The organism is Myxococcales bacterium (assembly GCA_022184915.1).
In the GTDB taxonomy this organism is placed as follows: domain Bacteria; phylum Myxococcota_A; class Polyangia; order Fen-1088; family Fen-1088; genus JAGTJU01.
The window spans coordinates 704299-724887 of the sequence record JAGTJU010000003.1; the positions used below are offsets into that span (position 1 = coordinate 704299).

General features: G+C 68.1%; 11 protein-coding genes. 5 read left to right on the top strand and 6 right to left on the bottom strand.

From position 1 onward, the window contains the following. Position 1 precedes the first annotated feature (1 nt). The 4 genes from KA712_14530 to KA712_14545 all read right to left on the bottom strand — a co-directional run bounded on the left by KA712_14530 (position 2) and on the right by KA712_14545 (position 9927). Positions 2-718, bottom strand: coding sequence for a sterol desaturase family protein (locus KA712_14530; protein MCG5054177.1), 717 nt, complete (start codon positions 716-718; stop codon positions 2-4). Next, positions 715-7749 (bottom strand): aminotransferase class I/II-fold pyridoxal phosphate-dependent enzyme, encoded by a 7035-nt coding sequence (locus KA712_14535; protein MCG5054178.1) that lies wholly within the window; start codon positions 7747-7749, stop codon positions 715-717. The genes KA712_14530 and KA712_14535 overlap by 4 nt, the downstream gene beginning before the upstream one ends. Further along, a complete protein-coding gene (locus tag KA712_14540) occupies positions 7746-8720 on the bottom strand; it encodes an NAD-dependent epimerase/dehydratase family protein (GenBank protein MCG5054179.1) in 975 nt (324 codons plus the stop codon). The genes KA712_14535 and KA712_14540 overlap by 4 nt, the downstream gene beginning before the upstream one ends. A gap of 424 nt (positions 8721-9144) precedes the next feature. Next, positions 9145-9927, bottom strand: a complete 783-nt coding sequence (locus KA712_14545) for a glucose 1-dehydrogenase (protein MCG5054180.1) — start codon at positions 9925-9927, stop codon at positions 9145-9147. Between the two features lie 211 nt (positions 9928-10138). On the opposite strand from KA712_14545, the gene KA712_14550 reads away from it, so the two are divergent. Continuing rightward, positions 10139-11227, top strand: coding sequence for an AI-2E family transporter (locus KA712_14550; protein ID MCG5054181.1), 1089 nt, complete (start codon positions 10139-10141; stop codon positions 11225-11227). 18 nt (positions 11228-11245) lie between these two features. On the opposite strand, the gene gshB is transcribed toward KA712_14550, so the two are convergent. Both gshB and KA712_14560 read right to left on the bottom strand, forming a co-directional pair. After that, a complete protein-coding gene (gene gshB / locus KA712_14555; protein MCG5054182.1) occupies positions 11246-12205 on the bottom strand; it encodes a glutathione synthase in 960 nt (319 codons plus the stop codon). A 53-nt stretch (positions 12206-12258) separates the two neighbouring features. Continuing rightward, the gene (locus KA712_14560) at positions 12259-13800 is read right to left on the bottom strand and encodes a sigma-54 dependent transcriptional regulator (protein MCG5054183.1); all 1542 of its coding nucleotides are present in this window, start codon (positions 13798-13800) and stop codon (positions 12259-12261) included. A gap of 160 nt (positions 13801-13960) precedes the next feature. On the opposite strand from KA712_14560, the gene KA712_14565 reads away from it, so the two are divergent. From KA712_14565 to KA712_14580, 4 genes are all read left to right on the top strand, one after another. Continuing rightward, positions 13961-15772, top strand: coding sequence for a DUF2723 domain-containing protein (locus KA712_14565; protein MCG5054184.1), 1812 nt, complete (start codon positions 13961-13963; stop codon positions 15770-15772). Between the two features lie 155 nt (positions 15773-15927). Next, positions 15928-16740, top strand: a complete 813-nt coding sequence (locus KA712_14570) for a hypothetical protein (protein ID MCG5054185.1) — start codon at positions 15928-15930, stop codon at positions 16738-16740. A 119-nt stretch (positions 16741-16859) separates the two neighbouring features. After that, entirely contained in the window at positions 16860-18155 is a 1296-nt protein-coding gene (locus KA712_14575) for an MFS transporter (GenBank protein ID MCG5054186.1), read from the top strand. A 219-nt stretch (positions 18156-18374) separates the two neighbouring features. Next, positions 18375-20549, top strand: coding sequence for a glutamine synthetase III (locus KA712_14580; GenBank protein MCG5054187.1), 2175 nt, complete (start codon positions 18375-18377; stop codon positions 20547-20549). Positions 20550-20589: the final 40 nt, after the last annotated feature.

Genomic DNA, 20589 nt, shown 5'->3' on the forward strand with positions numbered 1-20589 from the left:
GTCAGGGTGTCTCGGGCCGCCCCGTGGTGCGGAACACGTGGTCCATCCACGGGCAGCTCACACCAAAGCGCGTGGTGGGCGCCTTGAAGTGATGAACCATGTGCTCCCGGCGCAGCCAGCGGCCAAAGCGCGTACGGGGCACCCGGGCGTGCAGATACCAGTGGGTGGTGTCGTAGATGACGTAGCCCCCCACGAACCCCCCGAAAAAGGGATAAAGCCCCGTGGGCCCGAAAACGAGCCGGAAGAGCCCGTAGAAGATCGCCGCCAGAATGAGGCTGGCCCCCGGAGGGATCACGAGGCGGCTCGTGTCCCAGGGGTAATCGTGGTGCACCCCGTGCACGATGAAGTAGACGCGTTTGGTCTTGGGGCCTCTCACGGTGAGGTGGAAGAACAGCCGGTGTAGCCAGTATTCCAGCACCGTCCACCCCACATAGCCCGCCAGCAGAGCGCCGAGCGCCCCTGCCCACGAATAGCCGCCGCGGGTGAGGGCCAAGGCAAACGAAATCACCACCACCGGTCCGTACAGGATTGCCGGCGTGGCGGGGTGCACGCGGGAGAAGGTCTCGAGCAGCTCTGTCTCGAACATGCGCGTGCTGCCCTTGTGCACCTTGGGCAGCGGGCGGCCCGTGGGGTTCTGGAGGTCGGTGCGCTCCGGAGCTCCGCCCAGGCTGCTGGGATGAGCGGCGGTGGGCTCGGGGGGAGCGCTCGAGGGCATCATGGCTGTGATCCGGACGGCAGGGCGCTCGGCACACCGGCGGCCGGCCGTGCTGGGGTCGGTGGCATGAGGCGGTGCAGCTCTTCGGCAAGGATGTCCGCCGTGGTCCGCAGCTGCTCGTCGGTGTGGGTGACCGAGATGAAGAAGCGCAAGCGGGCCTGGTTCTCCTCGACCGCGGGGTAGAGGATGGGCTGCACGTTGATCCCCCGCGCGAGCAGGGCCTGCGAGAGCTGCAAGCAGATGTAGGAATTGCCCACCACGCAGGGAATCACCGCAGAGCCCTCCGAGGGGCCGGTGTCGAGGCCGCGGGCACGGAGCAGCTCGAGGAAAGTGCGTGACTTCTCGCGCAGGCCCGTCACCAGCTCGGGGTGTTGCTCCATCAAGCGGATCGCGGCCAGCGCTGCGGCCGCGTTCGGCGGCGAGATGCCGACGCTGTAGACGAAACCCGGAACCGTATAGCGGAGGTACTGCACCAGCCGGTGTGATCCGGCGATGTAGCCACCGCAGCTGGCAAACGACTTCGACAGCGTGCCCATCCAGAGGTCGACCTGGCTGCGGTCGACGTCGAAGTGCTCTCCCACGCCCCGGCCGGTTGCGCCCAGAACGCCGACCGAGTGAGCCTCGTCGACCAGGAGGAGCGCACCGTAGCGCTGCTTGAGCTCGATGATCTCGGCGAGGGGCGCGATGTCGCCATCCATGCTGTAAACGCCCTCCACCGCGATCAGGGCCCGTCGCACGCCGCCGCGCGTGTCGCGCAGGATCCGCTCCAGCGCGGCCACGTCGTTGTGGGGGAACGGCCGGCGTCGCGCGCCCGAGAGCTTCACCCCGCCCAGGATGCTGTCGTGGGCGAGGCTGTCATGGACCACGAAGTCCTCCGGGCCGAGGAGGTGGCCGAGCACGGAGACGTTCGTGGCGTGACCGCCCACCATCACGATGGCGTCCTCACAACCCAAAAGGCGCGCAAGCTCCGCCTCGAGATCGCTGTGCAGGGGCCTCTGGCCCGAGGCGATGCGGCTTGCCGAAACGGAAGAGCCGTAACGGTCCAGCGCCTCCTTCGCGGCGCGCGTGACCTCGGGGTGGCCCGAAAAACCGAGGTAGTTGTACGAGGAGTAATTGATGAGGGCCTGGCCGTCGATGGTGGCCGTGGCGGCGTTGACGCCCTCGTGCGAGCGGAAGTAGGGAATGGCGATGCCCATGGCTTTGGCCATCGCCATGCGCTGCTCGAGGTCCTTGACCTCGGGGAACTCTTCGATGCGGTGGTGCGCGCTCGGCACCACCAGGGCGGCCGGGGCCTGGACGGCGTGGCCGTGGCCGTTGGTCGCCTTGCCGTGGCCGTTGGTGTGTCCGTTGCTGGGCGCCGAGGGCCGTGCGGCCGAGGTGCCGAGGGCGATCTCCCGGGGCTCCGCCTCGAAGCCCCGCAGCTGCATGACCAGCGCGCCTGCGGCGTCGCGGACGTCCGCATCCCCGTGCAAGCGCCCGCCGTCGCTGCTCTTCGCCACGGCATGCACGGTGAGGGTCTCGTGGCCCTCGGGCATGCGGTGGAGCGCGAACTGCGCGAGGGACAGCGGCAAGCCGCCGCGGCGCAGGCGGGCCGCCGACCAAAACCCGAAGAGCTGAAGCACGCCGTCGAGCGCCGCCACGAGCGGGCTGCCGCCCTCGACCGGTAACGCCTTGACCTGCCCCACGATGCTGGTGGCGCCGAGCCCCTGCACCTGGGTGATCGCCTGAAGCGCAGGACCGTGGAAGGTGCCCTCCGCGTAAAACTGCGCGATCGAGAGCTCTGCAGCGGCGAGGCCCCGATCCACCACCACGGGCGCCAGAGCGGGCGCTGGTAGGGCCAGCTGGGCGCGGAAGCCCACGCGCGGACGGTGATCGAGCCGCACCACCGAAAGGCTGGCGCCGTCGTCACCAGGACGGGCATCGAGAGACACCTGCAAGGTGGCGGTGGGGCCTTCCAGGACCACGCCCTCCACCACGGTGATGTGGCTCAGGTCGAGCGGCGCCCCGTGACCGTGGGCCCGCGCAGCCTCCACCATCCAATCCACGGCGCCGGCCAGGGGCAGCACCGGCCGCGCGGCGATCACGTGGTGGGCCAGGTAGCCCGGGCTGTCGACGCTCACGGTCCGAACGAAGCTGCGCCGCTGTCGGGCGCCTGTGGGTGCGGCCCCCAGCACGAGCGCGCCGCTGTCACCGCGGGCTGCCAGGGCCTCGAGCACCGCGGGCAAGCCTTCGGCGTCGCTCAAAAACCGGACACGGGCCGCGAGCGCTTTGCGGGCCGGCTCGGACAGAGCCTCGACGAGGCCCCCGCCTTCCCAGGGTGGTAGCTCGAGCACCGTCGTGCGCACCGCGGGCCGCGCGACGTGAAAGCCTGCGAGCAAGGGGGCCAGACCCGCATTCGCCGCGGCGTAATCGGTTTGGTGCGTGTTGCCGAAGCGCCCCGCCCAGGAGCCCAGGGCCACGAACGAGGTGAGCGGTTGGTGCTGGCAAGCGAGCCAGAGGTTCTGGGCGCCCACGAGCTTCGTGCGCAGCACCTCACCCGCCTCCGTGGCGCTCTTGGCGGCCACGGGAGCATCGTGCGCCACACCGGCCGCGTGCACCACGAGCTCTACGGGTCCAAGGTGGGAGGCCACCTGCTGCACGGCCGCAGCCACGGCGCTTGGGTCGCGCACGTCGCAGGCCAGATAGAGCGCTTGGCCGCCCAGGGCTTCGAGCTCGGCGACGAAAGCCGTAACTTTCGGATCGGAGGCGGGCCTGCGTCCCAGCAGCGCCACGCGGGCGCCGGCTTGGCTGACGAGCGCGCGGGCGATCTTGGCGCCGAGACCGTGGGCGCCTCCCGAAACGAGTGTCACCTGGCCGAGGGCAGGCCCCTGCGGACTGAGAGGTTCAGGTGAAGGTACGAGCGCGGCGGCGAAGCGGGCGGGAAGGCCCTGGGCGTCGGCCGTGAGGCGCACGTCGGGGTCGAGCGCGCCTGCCTGCAGCTCTGCCAGGAGCAGCGCCGCCACGGTCCCGGGTGCGTTCAGGAGCGCTTTTTCGATCTCGAGCGTGCAGACCGGTGTGTGTTCCCACTCTGCCGCGAGCGCCTTGGCAAAGCCGTCGAGCGTTCCCGCGCCAAGCCCGCTGCGCACGAGACGCCACGATGCGGGTTTAGCGGCTTCGAGCGACCGGGCCGTCACGAGCGCCGCCAGGGCCGGTCCCACGAGGTCCTCGGCGTCGCTGACGGCCGACCGGGCGCTCGCAGTTCCACTCACGGACAGGAAGCGCAGGTCGAAAAGATGGGCCCCCCTCGCGACCGAAGCTTCGGCGGCCTCGAGCTGCGGGGTGTGTAGGGTGCGCACGATGCGGCCACTGGCTTCTGCCGCGCGGGCGAGGGCCTCGGCTAAAGGCAGAGCCGAAGCGTCTTCGCCGACCAGCACCACGACGGGGGCATCGTCGAGCGGGCCACTCGTGGCGGGGGGCAGCTCAGCCGGCTGCCACGACGGCACGTGCCGAAGGGCGGTTTGCCGCGCGGGGCGCGTGGCGGCGCGTGCCTTGTCGGTCAGGATCTGTACGACCTGGCGCGCGAGCTGGGTCAGAGTGACGTCACCCGCAAAGGCCGAGCGGGGCAGCTCGAGGCCCGGGAACGCTTCGGTGAGCGCCGAGATGAGCTCGACGACCATGAGCGAGTCGAAGCCGAGGTCCGCCCCGAGGCGAGTTTGTCCCGACAAGCTTCCGAGGGGGCTGGCGGTGATGCGAGCCGCGGCGGCCACGCACGCGGCCTCTGCCTCAGCCAAGGAGAGGGTCTCGGTGCCGGCCGAGGCAGCCGGGGACATCTCTGCCACAGGGGCGGGTGCGCTGACCGAAGGCCCCGTTTGCCCCGCTGCCGTGGGCGCGGCCTGGAGTGAAACCGGCACGGCCTCCGCCCGCGGCGGGGACGTGACCTGAAGGTGCGGAAGGGCGCTTTCGGAAAGACCCCGTCTCAGCAAAAGTTCGTTTTGCTGGCGGATGATGGCCACGTGGGATTCGAGGACCGCCATTTGGTCCCGGAACAAAGCCGACAAGCCTTCGGACGCGGGCTGTTCGAGGCGCTGGGGGGACGACGTCTCTTCGGGCGAAGAGGCGCCTTGTCTTGCCTGGCTATTCGACATCGGTGCGGGCTCCCGTGGCTCGGTTTGGTCCACCCTCAAGACGGGTTGGCCTTCCTCTTTCTTCACCGGCCACAAGTGGCGAGTCTCTAGCACCGAAGCTGGCAGCGTGGCGGGGGAAAATCCGTGAGCCGCGAAGAGCGCTTCGGCCCGCAGATCGATGCCTGCCACGAAGAGCCGCGCCAGGGTGTCGAGCAAAATTTCCGTTTCATCCGTGGCCCCGCCCGTGGCCGGAAGGCACAGGTGCGGGCGCTCCGCAGAGGCCAGCGTCGCACGCGCCATGCTGGCGAGCGCGCTGCCGGCGCCCACCTGCACGAACACCTTGGCCCCCTGCGCGGCCAGCCGATGCACGGCCGTCACGAAGTCGACCGAGCGGGTGCCGTGGTCGGCCCACAGCTGCCGGAGGGCTTCGGGCTCCGTGGGGTAGGGCTGCTCGCTCACGGCGGACACCAGCGTGGTGTGCGGGGCGCTGAACGTGAGCGCTGCCAGATCTTTCGTGAAGCGGGGCCGCAAGCCCTCCATGAGGGGCGAGTGGAAGGCATGGGACACCGAGAGCGTCCGTGACTTCGTGCCCTGGACGTCGAAGCGAAGCTGGGCGGCCCGTACGGCGGCCGTGGTGCCGGCGATGACCGTTTGACGGGGGTGATTGACGTTCGCCACGCCCACGCCCGCGAGGCCTTCGAGCCCCGCCGTCACGGTGTTCACGTCGGCCGCGATCGCCGCCATGGCGCCTCGATCTTCGAGAGACAGGCCAGCGATGTGTTGCCCCCGCGCCGCCACCAGCGCCACCGCCGCGCCCGGCGGCAGCAGACCCGCGTCGGCCGCGGCCGCGAACTCACCCAGCGAGTGGCCAGCCACCGCCATGGGCACCACTCCCAGCTCGCGCAGGAACGCGGCGGTGGCGAGCCCGAGCGCGGCCATGATCGGCTGGCACACCTCTGTGCGCGTGAGCTCGGTCATCGCGCGTTCGCGCGCGCCGTTGCGAGGATAGAGGTAGGAAAGCAGCGAGCGGCCGTCCACCTGGGTGCCCCCCCCGAGGGCTTCGAGCGCCTCGCGGAACGCGGGGAAGCGGTCGTAGAGATCCCGGGCCAGGTCAGGTGCCTGTGCCCCTTGGCCCGGAAAGAGAAAGGCCACCTGGGGGGCCTCGGCCGGGGCTTCGCCCAGGTGGAGGCGGCCGTCGGTGGGTGCATCGGGAGCGGCGGCTCCCGTGGTGATCTGGGCCAGCGCTTCGAGCAGCTCGTCGCGGGTGCGCGCGACGAAGGCGGCGCGCACAGCCGCGGGCTTCCTCAAGCTGAGTGTGTAGGCCACCCGCGCCGGCTCGGTGCCGGGCGCGTCGAGCAAGCTTTGGCGAAGGTCGCGAGCGTGCTGGGCCAGCAAAGCACCCGTGGGTGCCGAGACCAGGAACAACGTGGAAACCGGCTCCGCATGAGGACGAGGGGGCAGGTCTTGCGTCCGCACCCTGTCGGCCGACCCTGCCGCCCCGGGCACCTGTACGGACACGGCACGGTCCGTATGCGGCGGCGGTGCTTCCTCGAGCACGACGTGCACGTTGGTACCGCCGAAGCCGAACGAGTTCACGCCCGCGCGCCGGGGGTGGCGGGCAGGTGCCGCCCACGCCGTCGTGCGATCTGGCACCACGAAGCCGCGTTCGGCCAAAGCCAGCTCGGGGCGAGACTGTCCGTACGCGGCGTGAGGCGTGATCTCACGCCGGTCGACGGACAGCGCCGCGCGAATCAGCCCCACGATGCCCGCGGCACTCATCGAGTGCCCCACGTTGGCCTTCACCGAACTGAGGGCGCAGAGGTGATCGGGGGTTGCGCCCCGAAAGGCCGCGAGCGCAGCCACTTCGGTGGCATCGCCCACCGGCGTCGCGGTGCCATGGGCCTCGAGCAAGTCCACGGTGCGCGGGTCCACGCCTGCGTCGGCGTAGGCCCGATCCAGCACCGCCAGCTGACCCTCTTTGCGAGGGGTCATCGGGCCTTCACCTTTGCCGTCGTTGTTGATCCCCACGCCGCGAATCACGGCGTAGACGTGATCACCGCTCGCGAGCGCGTCGTCGAGACGCTTGAGCATCACGGCGCCCACGCCCTCGCCCACCACGAACCCATCGGCGCGCAGATCGAAGGGGCGGCAGGCGTTCGACGCCGAAACGGCGCCGATCCGCGCGAAGCCAAGCACGTTGTCGGGCGAGAGGACCATGTACACGCCGCCCACGAGGGCCGCGTCCGTGAGGCCGTGTCGCAAGTGCAGCACGGCTTCGTGCAGGGCCACGAGGGCCGAAGAGCAAGCCGCGTCCGTGGTGAAGGCAGGGCCGCCGAAGTCGAAGCACTGGCTCACGTTGGCCGCGACCATGTTGAGCAACGAGCCCACGACCGTATAGGCCTGTAGCGGCACCACGTCTTTGGTGAGGGCCTTGTACGCATCGGTGGGCGCAAGGCCTTGGCCAAACTCGCCGCCGGCCATCAGGGTGGCGCGCATGCGGACGGTGACGAGGTCCATGAAATCCGAGACCGTGGCGCCCACGTACGTGCCCACGCGGTCCCGCGGCAAGGGCCGGCGCGCATAGCCCGCGTCCTCGATCGCGGCCCTCACGGCGTCGAGGAAGAGCCGTTGCTGAGGGTCCATGATGCGAGCCCGCCGGGGCGTGATGCCGAAGGCATCGGGCGCGAACTGTCCGGGGTCGTCCACCATGCAGAGGCGGTTGACGTATGTCTTGTTGGGGTCCCGCGCGCCCAGCTTGTCGCTGTAGAAGAGATCGTGGTTCCACCGCGATCGCGGGATGGGCGCCGACCACACGCGCCCGTCGCGCACGGTCCGCCAGAAGGCGGGCAGGTTGGGAGAGCCGGGAAAGCGGCACCCCATGCCCACGATGGCAATGGCATCGTGCGGGCGTTTGTGGCCAGGGGCGCTCACGCGATATGCCCTGCCTCCCGCAGCCAAGCGACCGTGGGTGCCAGAGTGTCCCGTGCCGACCGAAAGACCACGCCAAGCTCGGCGCGGGCCTTTTTGTTGTCGACGAACCAGTACCGCGTGGCGTACGGGATGACCTTCGGGTTGAAGGGAAGCGGGATGTGCGCGAACGAGGCTGCGCTGGCCACGCTGCGGATGACACTTTTCGGCAGCTTCATGATCGAAGGCTTTCGGCCTACCAGCTCGAGGGTCAGCTCGGCCAGCTGGCGCACGGTCAGGTTTTCGCCCGCCAGGATGTAGCGTTCGCCCGGACGGCCCCGCTCGAGGGCGCGCACGATGCCCAAGGCCACGTCGTCCACGTGCACCACGGACGTGCCGCCGTCACACACCACGACAGGCGAGCTCTTCGCGAAATCAACCAGGTTGCCGGCCGTGATGAACGCCGTGTCGCCGGGGCCGTACACCTCGGCCGGGTTCACGATGACCACGGGCACACCGCTTTCCAGGCACATCCGTTCGGCGTCCCGCTTGTGGCGGGCGTAAGAGAGCTTGCGGTCGTCGAGCGTGAATGCCGAAGCCTCGTCGAAGACCTGGGGCTCTTCGGAGCCGTTGATGGCGGTGGCGGACGATACGAACACCACCTTTTTGTTGCCGGTGGTCCGGGCCGCTTCGAGCACGTTGCGGGTGCCGCCCTTGACCACTTCGTCCATCAGCGGCGAGTCGATGTCGTTCCAGTTCGACAGGCTCGCCAGGTGGATGGCGCCGTCGCATCCCGCGAAGCCGTCGCGCACGGCTTGCCCGTCGCGCACATCGCCCTCTGCCCGCTCGAAGGGCAGGTCCGCGATGCGCGAGACATCCGACGATTTGCGAAGCAGGCAACGCGGAACGATGCCCTGGTGAACCAGGGCCCGCACGACCCGGGAGCCAATGAAACCACTGCCTCCGGTGACGAAGACCTTCCCTAACCCAGTCAAAGTTCGTCCTCGCTTGCCGTTTCCCGATGTCCTGTGACGCGCCGAAATATAGTGAAAAAGCCTACAAAGTCCACGCTGCGGCGCGTTCGTTACCGCCCGATCCGTTGCGGAGCCTCGAATGTTACAAAAGGCCGACAGGTTACAAGAGCGAAGCTCGTGTTCCCAGGATGTTTCTTTCGCGTGGCAAAAAACAGGTAAACACTTGTGATCACTTCAGTTTTGTGGCTTTTTGGGGGCTTTGAGGCCAGGCGCCCCTCGGCTGCCCCCGTCCTGAGCGTTGCGCTGGCGCAACGCTCATCGGGGCTGCGCGGGTGCTCTGCAAGACGAGGTCCGCAGGCTGGAGGCGAAGCGCCCTGGGGGCGCCCATGCAGAGTGTGCTCCTCGGCTCCGGGTCTGGCCCCGGAGCCCGGAGGGGCCCGCGACGCTATTGGTTGACGCCGCTGGCGAGGAAGCCGCCGTCGACCGGGAAGGTCTGGCCGGTGATGAAGCTCGCGGCCTCGGAGGCCAGGAACACGGCACAGCCCGCCAGTTCACCGAGCTGTCCGAAGCGCTGCATCGGCGTGCGCATCTTGAGCTCGGCGCCGCGGGGCGTTCCGTCGAGCAGCGCCGCGTTCAGGTCCGTGCGGAACACGCCGGGCGCGATTGCGTTGACGTTGACGCCGCGGGGGGCCCACTCGACCGCGAGGGACTTCGTGAGCGACATGACGGCGGACTTGCTCGCGCCATAGGCGGCCACCTCGTGGAGTGCCACGTAGCTCGTGAGCGAGGCGATGTTGATGATGCGCCCGTAGCGGCGCTCCAGCATCGAGCGACCGAACACCTGGCAGGCGCGCAAGGTGCCCGTGACGTTCGTGTCCATGATCGCGTTCCACTCGTCCTCGGACACCTCCAAGGTGGGCGTGCGCTTGGTGCGGCCGGCACAGTTCACCAGGATGTCCACCTTGCCAAGCGACGCGATGACCTCGTCGTGCAGGGTTTGCAGGGACTCCTTTTGGGTCACGTCCGAGGTCAGGGCCACCGTCTTGCGGCCCGCGCTGCGGATGGCCTCGGCGGTCTTCCCCACCTCGTCTGCGCGGCGCGAGGTGGCCACGACGTCAGCGCCTGCGGCAACGAATCCGTCGACCATGGCGCGACCAATGCCGCTCGTTCCGCCGATGACGACGGCCACGCGGCCTTCGAGCGAGAGGGCCTGAGGGAGGGAGCTCATGCTTCGTATCCTTTTCTGAAGGTGGAAGGGGTGCCGGCGCGCCCCGGGAGCCAGCCATTTAGTCCTGGCCCGTCGCCGGCGCAAACAAAAAGAGCGGCGGGAACGCCCCCGGCGCTGTGCCCTCCGGCCGTGGCCTGCCCCGGCGCCCGGCGCGCGCTCGACCGGGGGGGAGGGCCCGAGCGGCGCTCTTCGATGCTACCCTGCCAGGGCCGTGGCTCCGCCCCCTCCCCCCTCCGATCGAAGCCCGCAGGCGCTGGGTGCCAGTGCGCTGCGCACGCTGGCCTTTTTGGTGCTGGTGATCGCCGGGCTGAAGGCGGCGTCGTCGCTGGTTTTGCCGGTGCTGGCGGCAGCGTTGGTGTCGCTGGCTTGTTTGCCCTTCACGCGCCGCCTCGAGCGCTGGGGCGCGCCCAAGGCCGTGGCCATCATGCTCGTGATGGCGGTGGTCACGTTGGCCTTGATCGCCGCGACAGGGTTCGTGGCGGCGTCGCTGCGGAACTTCATCGCCTCCCTCAGCACCTACCAGGTGCGTATCTGGGATCTGATCCTGGGCATGCGCAGCTGGCTCGAGGCGCGGCACATGGATCTGCCGGACTATATCTGGGCGCCCGCTGGAGGCACCTCGAACGGCGTGATGGAGCTGGCGAGCTCGGCCGCGCAGGGCCTGCTCAGCCTCTTTACCAACACCTTCTTGGTGCTGTTCATCGTGTTCTTCATTCTCTTCGAGGCCCACACCTTCGGCAGCAAGCTCAAGGCCGCCTATGGCCAGAACACGGGGCTCGACCTCATCAGCGATCAGGTCTACCGCTATCTAAACATCAAGGCGGCCATGAGCGTGCTCACAGGGGTGCTCGTGGGGGCGCTCGATCTCGCGCTGGGGATCGACTTTCCCTTCGTGTGGGCGCTGGTTGCTTTCCTGTTTAACTTCGTGCCCACGGTGGGATCGATCATCGCGGCGATCCCGCCCATCGCCTTGGCGCTGCTCGAGTTTGGTACGGGCCACGCGGCGATGGTGACCTTGGGCTACCTGGTGGTGAACCTCGGCATCTCGAACGTCCTCGAGCCCCGGATCATGGGCGAGCGCCTGGGCCTCTCGCCGTTGGTGGTGATCTTGTCTTTGGTGTTCTGGGCGTGGGTGTGGGGCCCGTTCGGCATGATCTTGGCGCTGCCCATGACCATGGTGGTCAAGATCTTGCTGGAGGCGAGCAGCGACCTGCGCCCCATCGCCATCTTGCTTGGGCCGCCCATGCGGGAGCCCAAAAACGCGCCCGAAAGCGCGGTGGCTTCGCTCGAGGTGCGTTGAGCCCAGCCGCGCCGGCCTTCAGCTTGGGCTGGCCCTGCGGGCGTTGACCTTGTCTTCCAGCTTGTCGATCAGCTTGGCCTCGAAGCGCTCGCCGTAAAGCACGTTCGCCTCCAGAATGCCGGTGGGACTCGTCACGTTGATCTCGGTCAGGTAGCCGCCGATGACGTCGAGCCCCACGAGGAAAAAGCCCGCGTCGCGCAGACGAGGACCGACCACATCGACGATGGCGCGATCCTTTTCTGACAGCTCCGTGGCCTTTGGCTTGGCGCCCACGTGCAGGTTCCCGCGCGCTTCGTCGGGGGCCGGCACGCGGAGCACGGCGCACAGGGGTTCCCCCTCGACGAGCAGGATGCGCTTGTCTCCTTCGCGCACCTCGGGTAGGTACTTCTGCGCCACCGTCCATCGCCGGCCCAGGTTGGTGGCCTGCTCGAGGATCGAGCCCGTGTTCGGATCGCCCTGGCGCACGTGAAACACGCCAAAGCCCCCGGACGCGTCGAGGGGCTTGATGACCATCTCGCCGCCTTGCTCTTGCAGGAAAGCGCGCAGGCGTGCCACCTCGCGCGTCACGATCATGGGCGCCGTGAGCTTCGGGAACTGCAGCACGGAGAGCTTTTCGTTCGCCTCGCGCAGCCCGCGCGGATCGTTGAGCACCAAGGTGCTCTCGCGGGCCCGTTCCAGGATCAACGTGGCGAAGTAGTAATCCAGGTCGAAGGGGGGATCCTTGCGCATGAAGACCGCGTCGAAGCCCGCAAGCGGCTGCGTGGTCTGCGGCCCGAGCAGGTAATGGTCGCCCTTGTGACGTCTCACGGTGGCGGGCCAGGCGGCGCCCACGGCGCGCTCGTGCTCGAGCCCGAGATGAGAGGGTTCACAGAACCAGATCTCGTGCCCACGCGATTGCGCTTCGATCATCATGGCGAACGTGGTGTCGCCCTCGATCTGGATGCGCGCCAAAGGGTCCATCACGAAGAGAAACTTCATGCTTTTGCAATCCTAGCGCGACGGTCGGGGGGGCGACACTCAAAAAGCCGCGCTCAGCCGGGCAGCTCGGCCGCCGCGCCGTCCTCGCTGCTCTCGTCCCGGGTGGTGGGCAGCAAGTGTTCGAGGCCGTGTTTGCGCATGCGGTAGTAAAGCGTGGATCGGTTGATCCCGAGCGCCCGTGCCGCGTGGGCGATGTTGCCCTGGGCTTGTTCGACAGCCGCCACGATTTCGCTGCGCTCTTGCTCGGAGAGGCGCTTGCTGAGCGAGCGGCCACCGCTTCCGCTGGGGGCGTTGCCTGCGGGGGGGGCAGGCGGGGCGGGGCGGGGTATGGCTGCCGGGGCGAACGCCGCCTCGGTGGCTCCGGCGATCAGCCGCCGCCCGAAATCGAGATCGCTGGCGGTGACCTCGCTGCCTTGGGCCAAGATGAGCGCGCGCTCGATCACGTTCTCGAGCTCGCGCACGTTCCCCGGCCAGGGGTAGCCCCCGAGCAGCGCCAAAGCGTCGGGGGCGATCCCCAGGAGCTGCTTGCCGGTGGATTTCGAGAACTTGCCGATGAAGTGCTCACACAGGGCCGGCAGATCCTGCAGCCGCGCGCGCAAGGGAGGCAGGGTGATGGAAAACACGTTCAGGCGGTAATAGAGGTCTTCGCGGAAGGTGCCGTCGGCGATCATCTGCTCGAGGTTGCGGTGTGTGGCCGAGATGACCCGCACGTCCACGCGCACCGTCTCGACGCCTCCCACCCGCTCGAACTCGCGCTCTTGCAGCACGCGCAGCAGCTTGACCTGCACCTCGAGGGGCAGATCGCCCACCTCGTCCAGGAACAACGTGCCGCCATCGGCCAACTCGAAGCGCCCCGGCCGCCGGGCCACCGCGCCCGTGAAGGCGCCCTTTTCGTGTCCGAACAGCTCCGACTCGAGCACCCCCGCCGCGAGCGCCGCGCAGTTGACGCGCACGAAGGGGCGGCTTTCCCGGGTGCTGTTGATGTGGATGGCCCGCGCCACCATCTCCTTGCCCGTGCCGGTTTCGCCGCGCAAGAGCACCGTGGAGTTCGTGGGCGCCACCTGGGCCACGCGCTTGAGCACATCCTGCAGCGGCGCAGAATCCCCCACGATCTCACCGAAGTTGAACGCCCCGTGGGCCTCTTGCGAGAGCAGGCCTGCGTACTGCGCGAGCTGCTGCTGCAGCCGGGCGTTGTCGCGGAGAAGGAAAAACCGCTCGATGGCCTGGCGAACAATGCCGCGCAGCTCCTCACGATCCCAGGGCTTCGTGACGTAGCGGTAGATGTGGCCGAGGTTGATGGCCTCCACCAACACTTCCACGTCGGTGAACGCCGTCATGATGATCCCCACCGCGTCGGGGCGCACGCCGCGAATGGCTCGCAGCAGCTCGAGTCCCGTCATGTGGGGCATGCGCTGGTCCGTGACGACCACGGCGATGTCGTGGGCCTTGGCCAACGCCAGCGCGGCTTCCCCCCCCTCGGCCAAGTGAAGGTTGAACATGCGCTGGAAGTTGAAGCGAAACGCGTCGAGGTTGTCGCGTTCGTCGTCCACGACCAGGATGGGGAATCGGCTGTAGTCCACGGGCTCTGTCGCCATGCGCAAGAAAAGTAACACGTTTTTGCGGGAAGGGTCATGCGCGTGGGCACGGAGGCTTGGCGCGCCCCCTCCGACGGGCGAGAGCCCCGGGCCATTCACAGCCGCTTTGCCGGGCTGGCTGTTGGCGACCTCCGGAAGGTCGGGATACCCTGGAGGCCAGGTGGTTTCCCGGTCCAGCCGTAGCTTCGCGACGCCCTCGGGCGCGAACGTTACGCTTTGGTTCGGGGTCGAAGTGGTGCTCGTGGCCTTTGGGATCTACGTGTACCGGTTGGCCTCACACCCCTATCTGCTCGACTCCGCCGAGCTGGCCGCCGCCGCCTTCGGGCTGGGTGTGGCACACCCGCCAGGGGAGCCGCTGGCCCTGCTGCTCGGCAAGGCTGCGTGCTTCCTTCCGCTCGGGCCCGTGGCGTTTCGGGTGGGCTTGGTGCAGGCGGCGGCCGGGGCGTGCGCCGCGGGACTGGTCTATCTTTTGTCGCTGGCGGCGATGACGCAGTTGGATGCCCGGGTGCGGCCGGGTCCCACCCTGCGCGCCTGGATCGCCAACGCAAGCGCGCTTGCCTTCGCGTGGGCACCCGGAATGGTCGACAACGCCACGCGTCCCGAGGTGTACGCGCTGTCCACGGTCCTGGCGCTCGCGGCCACGGGGCTGGCGCTACAGGCCGCCGAGCAATCCGATCCGCGCTTTGCCTTCGCGGCGGCGTTCGTGTTGGGCTTGGGCATGGGCAGCCACCCCTTGGTGGTGGGAGGCGCGGGGCTGGGGGCGGTGGCGGCAAGCCTCCCCCTTCTGGCGCGCACGAGCTGGGCCCGGCGCTGGGGGCTCACCGCGGGGGCCGTGGCGGCGTTCGTCGCGGGCGCGCTGGTGCTGCTCTACGTCCCTGCGCGCGCGCAGGCGCTTCTGTCGCACCCGGACGGAGACACCCTGGTGTGGGGGGACGCGCGCAGCCTGTCGGGTTGGTGGTGGGTGGTGTCAGCCCGCACCTTCGCAGGGAAAAACGCGTTCATCCAAAGCGGGGCCGAGCCTGCAAGTCTGCCTTTCGTGCTGATGGAAGAGCTGGGCTTGGCGGGGGCCTGTTTGGCCCTGGTGGGATTTTACGTGTTGTTGCGGTTCCGCCGCATTCACACCACCTTGGCGTTGCTCTTGACCGCCGGAGGGGCGATGGGGGCGGCCTTGGTGGCAGGGTTTGATCCTCACAATCCGGACATCCGGGGGTATTTGGGCCCCGCGTTGGCCATCCTGGCCGTGGGGGCGTCCGTGGCCGCAGGGGCGCTGGTGGGGGCCCTCGCCCGGCCTCTCGTGCGCCCCGTCGTGGCGCTCGTGACGACGGGGCTGCTCGTGCAGAGCGGCGCCCGCGCACTCGCCGCGCGGCCCTCGCTGGCGGAGGTGGGCGCGCCCGCGCGCTGGCTGACGGCGTCGGTCGGGGCGCTCTACCCACGGACCACGTTGCTGACGGCCCATTTCGAGACCGCGTTTCTGCTGGCCTATCTACGCGTCGTCGAGGGGGTGCGGCCCGATGTGACCTGGGTGCACCTCGGCTTTGGCCGTAGCCCCGGCTACGCGGCCCGGATGCAGACCGTGGCGCCGGCTGTCGCGCCGGTGTTCGCGGCCCACGCGCGCGGGCCGATCACGACTGCGGCCGTGGACGCCCTCGGTCACCCGCTCGCGATGGAGGGGCTCGTGCCCATGGAGCCCGCGTTGGCGCGGGGGCTCAGCTACGCCGGGGCCCTGTGGCACTGGCCGCCGCGCCGTCCCGAACCGGAGCCCACGCTGCTGACGGCACCGCTGCTGCGTGAGGCGGAGGCACACAGGTCCGTGCGCGGGTTTGTGGGCTGGCGCGTGTTTCAGGACGCCCGCCTCGCCTGCACCGTGCGGCACCCCATGACCGCACATCTCGTAAAGACCACGGCCGCGTTGTTGCCGGACGACCTCGTGGCGCGCCAGCTGCGCGAAGATTGCGGGCCCTCGCCGCCCTGAGCCCGGGGCCTGGCTGGAGGCGACGGCCGCTCGGGCGAGACGTGTCACCTGACCAGCGGTGGGGCCTGCTCCCGTCGGGGGCCGCCGTGGGTTATGCTGTTTGTGATGGAGTTCGTCGCGCACGCTGGGCGAGGGGGCTGGGGATGAGTGGTTCCGTGGCGCCCCCCAGTGAACCTCAGCTGGTGAAGGTTTCGCCCCGGCACAGCGTGGTGCTGGCCCCCGAGCTTTATCTGCTGGTGCTGCGGCCGCCCCGCGCGGACTTCGTCGTGCGCACGCTCGCCCGGCGAGAGGCCAATGGCATGCCGCTCATGGCGGCCGAGATGGTGATCGCCAGCGACGACACACGCAAGCGCCACCCGGCGGCCGACATTTACCCGCTGCACTTTCGCAAAACCTACTTCCCCGGCCGCCTGCACGGCGATCCCGAGGACGAATACACCCGGCACCAGCGGGCCTCGCAGCTCATCAAGGTGCCTGCCCCCATCGGCTTCGGCGACAACGTGTTCCGCAGTTGCTTGCTGCCGGGGCAGCCTTACACGCGCCTCACCCCCTTCGACAGCGAGCCGCCCGAGAGCAACATCGCCAAGGCCGAAAAGCCGGCGCTGGCCACCGTGGCGGGGCTGTGGAGGCTGGCCGAAGAGACGCTGGAGCAGCTGCTCGCCTTGCACTACGGGGGCTTGGCCCACGGTGACGCCGAGCTGCACAACGTCATCGTATGCCCGGCGCCCCTCGAAACCGTGCTCATCGACTTCGAGGCCGGTGTTGACGCGGCCACCTTGGACGAAGGGGCCTGGGACAAGCGGTGTGCGCTCGATCTCGAGCCCCTGCTCAGGGAAGCGGTGTACCTCCAGTGTGCGCTCGGGCGGCAGCCGAGCCGGTTAGGCGCGCTGTCGTGGGAGCGCATGGGCCGGCTCTTCAAGGAGCCCGACCGGTTTCGGCGGGCCATCGAAGCCCGCGCGGGCATGTGAGCGGGCGCGGCCGCGGCGGGGCGGGGGATCTGCTTTTCCGGCACGGTAGGCGGCGGGGCGGGCTCTCAATCGACGGGACTTCTTGATCGCGCGCGCGCCGCGGTCTTTACTCGTCCGCCATGGTCACGAGCAACGACGAACGTATTGGCAGGACCCGGTGGTTGATCTGTGCCCTGCTGTTCGCAGCGACCACGATCAACTACGTCGATCGGCAGATTCTCTCGCTGCTCAAACCCCTGCTGGACCAGGAGCTCGGGTGGACGAACGAGGAGTTCGGGTGGGTGAACTCGGCGTTCCAGGGGGCCTATGCCGTGGGGCTGCTCTTCTTCGGGGCGTTCATCGATCGTGTGGGCACGAAGCTTGGCTATGCCGTGTCCATTGCTGCCTGGAGCTTCGCCGCCATCGGCCACGCGTTCGTCACGTCGATTCGTGGCTTTTACATCGCACGCGTGGCGCTGGGCCTGGGGGAAGGCGGCAACTTTCCGGCGGCGATCAAGGCCATCGCGCTGTGGTTCCCGAAAAAAGACCGTGCCTTCGCGACGAGTCTGATGAACGCTGGCACGAACGTGGGGGCGATCCTCGCGCCCGCCGTCGTGCCTTGGCTGGCCGTGCACTGGGGCTGGCAATCGGCCTTCGTGGTGGCGGGCATCGGCGGTCTCTTGTGGCTGTTCCTGTGGTGGCCGCTTTACAGCGTTCCCGAGGCGTCGAAGATCCTGTCGCGCGAGGAGCTCACCTACATCCGCAGCGATCTCGACGAGCCTACCGACCCTACCCGCAAGACGAAGTGGCGCACCCTGTTCCGTTACCGGCAGGCCTGGTCGTTCTTCGTGGCGAAGTTTCTGACGGACCCCGTGTGGTGGTTTTTCCTGATTTGGTTGCCCGATTACTTCAAAAAAACCCGCGGGCTCGACATCAAGTCCAGCGCCGTGCACCTGGTGACGATCTATTCCATCGTGACCGTGCTCAGCGTGGCGGGCGGATGGCTGACGGGCTACCTGAACGCGCGGGGCCAGTCCGTCACGCGGGCCCGCAAGACGGGCATGTTGCTGTTTGCGTTCACGGTGCTGCCCATCTTCTTCGCCACCCGGGCCAGTGACTGGGCGGCCGTGGTGCTGATTGGCATCGCCGGGGCCTCTCATCAAGCCTTCTCGGCCACCATCTACACGACCGTCTCCGACATGTTCCCGAAGACGGCCGTGGCGTCGATCATCGGCGTGGGCGGCATGGCGGGCTCGCTGGGCGGCATGCTCTTTCCCGTTTTCGCCGGAAAGCTGCTCGACCGCTTCGCCGCGGAGGGCAACATCGGGGGCGGTTACACCGTGCTCTTTGCGATCTGTGGTTCGGCGTACATCGTGGCCTTCCTGCTCAACCACCTCCTGGCGCCGAAGTTCGACAAGGTCGAATGGAAGGGCTGAGAGCGCTTATGACGCGTCGCGCTCGATAAGTTTGCCAGTCCGCAAAGATTCGGAAAAGTGCCGGAAACAATTGGCGCTTAATCTAACGCCTCGTTCTCGCTTTCATGTGAGGACACGCAAAAAAGCCGTTGCCCCGGCGGCCACAAAGCGCTCTAACAAGGGGCGACTTCGTTAACAATTCGCAGATTCGATAGCGTCCAAAAAGGAAAGAGAAGCACCATGAGCACGGCACGACGAGCAGCGATCACAGCGGCGACGAGCTACAAGCCGGCCGGTCCTCCCCTGGATTACAAGGAGACGCCGGCCACCTCCTTGTACGGCTCCAACGTCTTCGGCCTGGTGGCCATGAAGGCTCATCTCCCCAAGGAGGTGTTCAAGTCACTCAAGAAGACGATCGACGCGGGCTCCAAGCTCGACCCGGCCATCGCCGACACCGTGGCCGCGGCCATGAAGTCGTGGGCCTTGTCGCGGGGTGCCACGCACTACGCGCACGTGTTCTACCCGCTCACGGGCTACTCGGCCGAGAAGCACGACAGCTTCCTCTCGCCCGACGGCGAAGGCGGGGCCATCACGGAGTTCGCCGGCAAGACCCTGATCCAGGGCGAGCCCGACGCGTCCAGCTTCCCGAACGGCGGCATCCGCGCCACCTTCGAGGCCCGCGGCTACACCGCGTGGGACGTGACGAGCCCTGCGTACCTGCTCGAGACGGACAACGGCACCACGCTCTGCATCCCCACGGCGTTCGTGTCGTGGACGGGTGAGGCGCTCGACAAAAAAACGCCCCTCCTGCGGTCGAGCCAGGCCCTCAACACCCAGGTTCAGCGCATCCTGAAGCTCTTCGGGCACGAAAAGCCCGCCATGGTGGTCTCCTTCGCGGGGGCCGAGCAAGAGTACTTCCTCATCGACAAAAACTTCTACTTCGCGCGCCCTGATCTGCTCAATGCGGGCCGCAGCCTGTTTGGCGCCAAGCCGCCCAAGGGCCAGGAGTTCGAGGATCACTACTTCGGCTCGATTCCCGACCGCGTGATCGCCTACATGATGGAGGTCGAGCGCGAGCTCTTCAAGCTGGGCGTGCCCGTCAAGACCCGTCACAACGAGGTGGCGCCCGCCCAGTTCGAGGTGGCGCCCGTGTTCGAGGCCGGCAACATCGCCGCTGACCACCAGCAGCTCGTGATGGTCACGCTCAAGCGCGTGGCCGACAAGCACGGGTTCGTGTGCCTGCTGCACGAAAAGCCCTTCGCCGGCGTCAACGGTTCGGGCAAGCACCTCAACTTCTCGTTCGGCAACGCCACCCAGGGCAACCTCCTGGATCCGGGCGAGACGCCCCACGAGAACGCGCAGTTCCTGGTGTTCTGCGGAGCCGTCATCCGCGCCGTACACCGCTACGGCGGCCTGCTGCGCGCCGCGATCGCGTCGGCCAGCAACGACCACCGGCTGGGTGCCAACGAAGCGCCTCCCGCCATCATCTCGATCTTCCTCGGGGAGCAGCTCTCCGACGTGTTCGAGCAGATCAAGGGCGGTGGCGCCAAGTCGTCGAAGATCAAGGGCAAGCTGGAGATCGGGGTCGACACCTTGCCCGCACTGCCGAAGGACGCGGGCGACCGCAACCGCACGAGCCCGTTTGCCTTCACGGGCAACCGCTTCGAGTTCCGCGCGGTGGGCTCTGGTCAATCGATTTCGGGGCCGCTCCTGTCGGTGAACACGGCCATCGCAGAGGCCTGCGACTACATCGCCACGAAGCTCGAGACGGCGTTGGCTGCCGGTACGAAGCTGAACGCCGCCATTCAGGACGTGCTGGCCGACATCATCAAACAGCACGGTGCGGTGATCTTCGACGGCAACGGCTACTCGGAAGAGTGGCACCTCGAGGCGGAAAAGCGTGGGTTGTTGAACCTCAAGACCACCGTGGATGCCCTTCCTCAGCTGCAGAAGCCTGAGGTGATCGAGCTCTTCGACAAGTACAAGGTGCTGTCGCCGCGTGAGCTCAAGAGCCGCTACGAGATTTATCTCGAGCAGTACTGCAAGTACATCAACGTCGAGGCCAACCTCACCGCCAAGATGGGGAAGACCACGATCCTGCCGGTGGCCTTGCGCTACCAAAGCGTCCTGGCCGAGAACGTGGCGGCCGTCAAAGCGGCCGGCGTCACACCCGACACGTCGTTGCTCACAGAGGTGACCGACCTCATCGGCAAGCTGCAGGCAGGTCTCAAGAAGCTGGCCTCGGCGACGAGCCACCACGGCGCTTCGGACGTGCTCGAGGAGGCCAAGCACTTCTGTCACAGCGTCGTTCCGGCGATGGGCGAGGTTCGTCAGGCGGCAGATGCTCTCGAAGGCATCGTCGATGACGACATGTGGCCGATGCCCACGTACCAAGAGATTCTGTTCATCAAGTAAACAGGCGCTCTTGGCGTGAGACGAGCGGCTCCGGGGCAAC

Coding starts and splice junctions, on each gene's coding strand:
- KA712_14545 (MCG5054180.1), bottom strand. CDS start 9,927: ATGAGCTCCCTCCCTCAGGCCCTCTCGCTCGAAGGCCGCGTGGCCGTC.
- KA712_14530 (MCG5054177.1), bottom strand. CDS start 718: ATGATGCCCTCGAGCGCTCCCCCCGAGCCCACCGCCGCTCATCCCAGC.
- KA712_14575 (MCG5054186.1), top strand. CDS start 16,860: ATGGTCACGAGCAACGACGAACGTATTGGCAGGACCCGGTGGTTGATC.
- KA712_14560 (MCG5054183.1), bottom strand. CDS start 13,800: ATGGCGACAGAGCCCGTGGACTACAGCCGATTCCCCATCCTGGTCGTG.
- KA712_14580 (MCG5054187.1), top strand. CDS start 18,375: ATGAGCACGGCACGACGAGCAGCGATCACAGCGGCGACGAGCTACAAG.
- gshB (MCG5054182.1), bottom strand. CDS start 12,205: ATGAAGTTTCTCTTCGTGATGGACCCTTTGGCGCGCATCCAGATCGAG.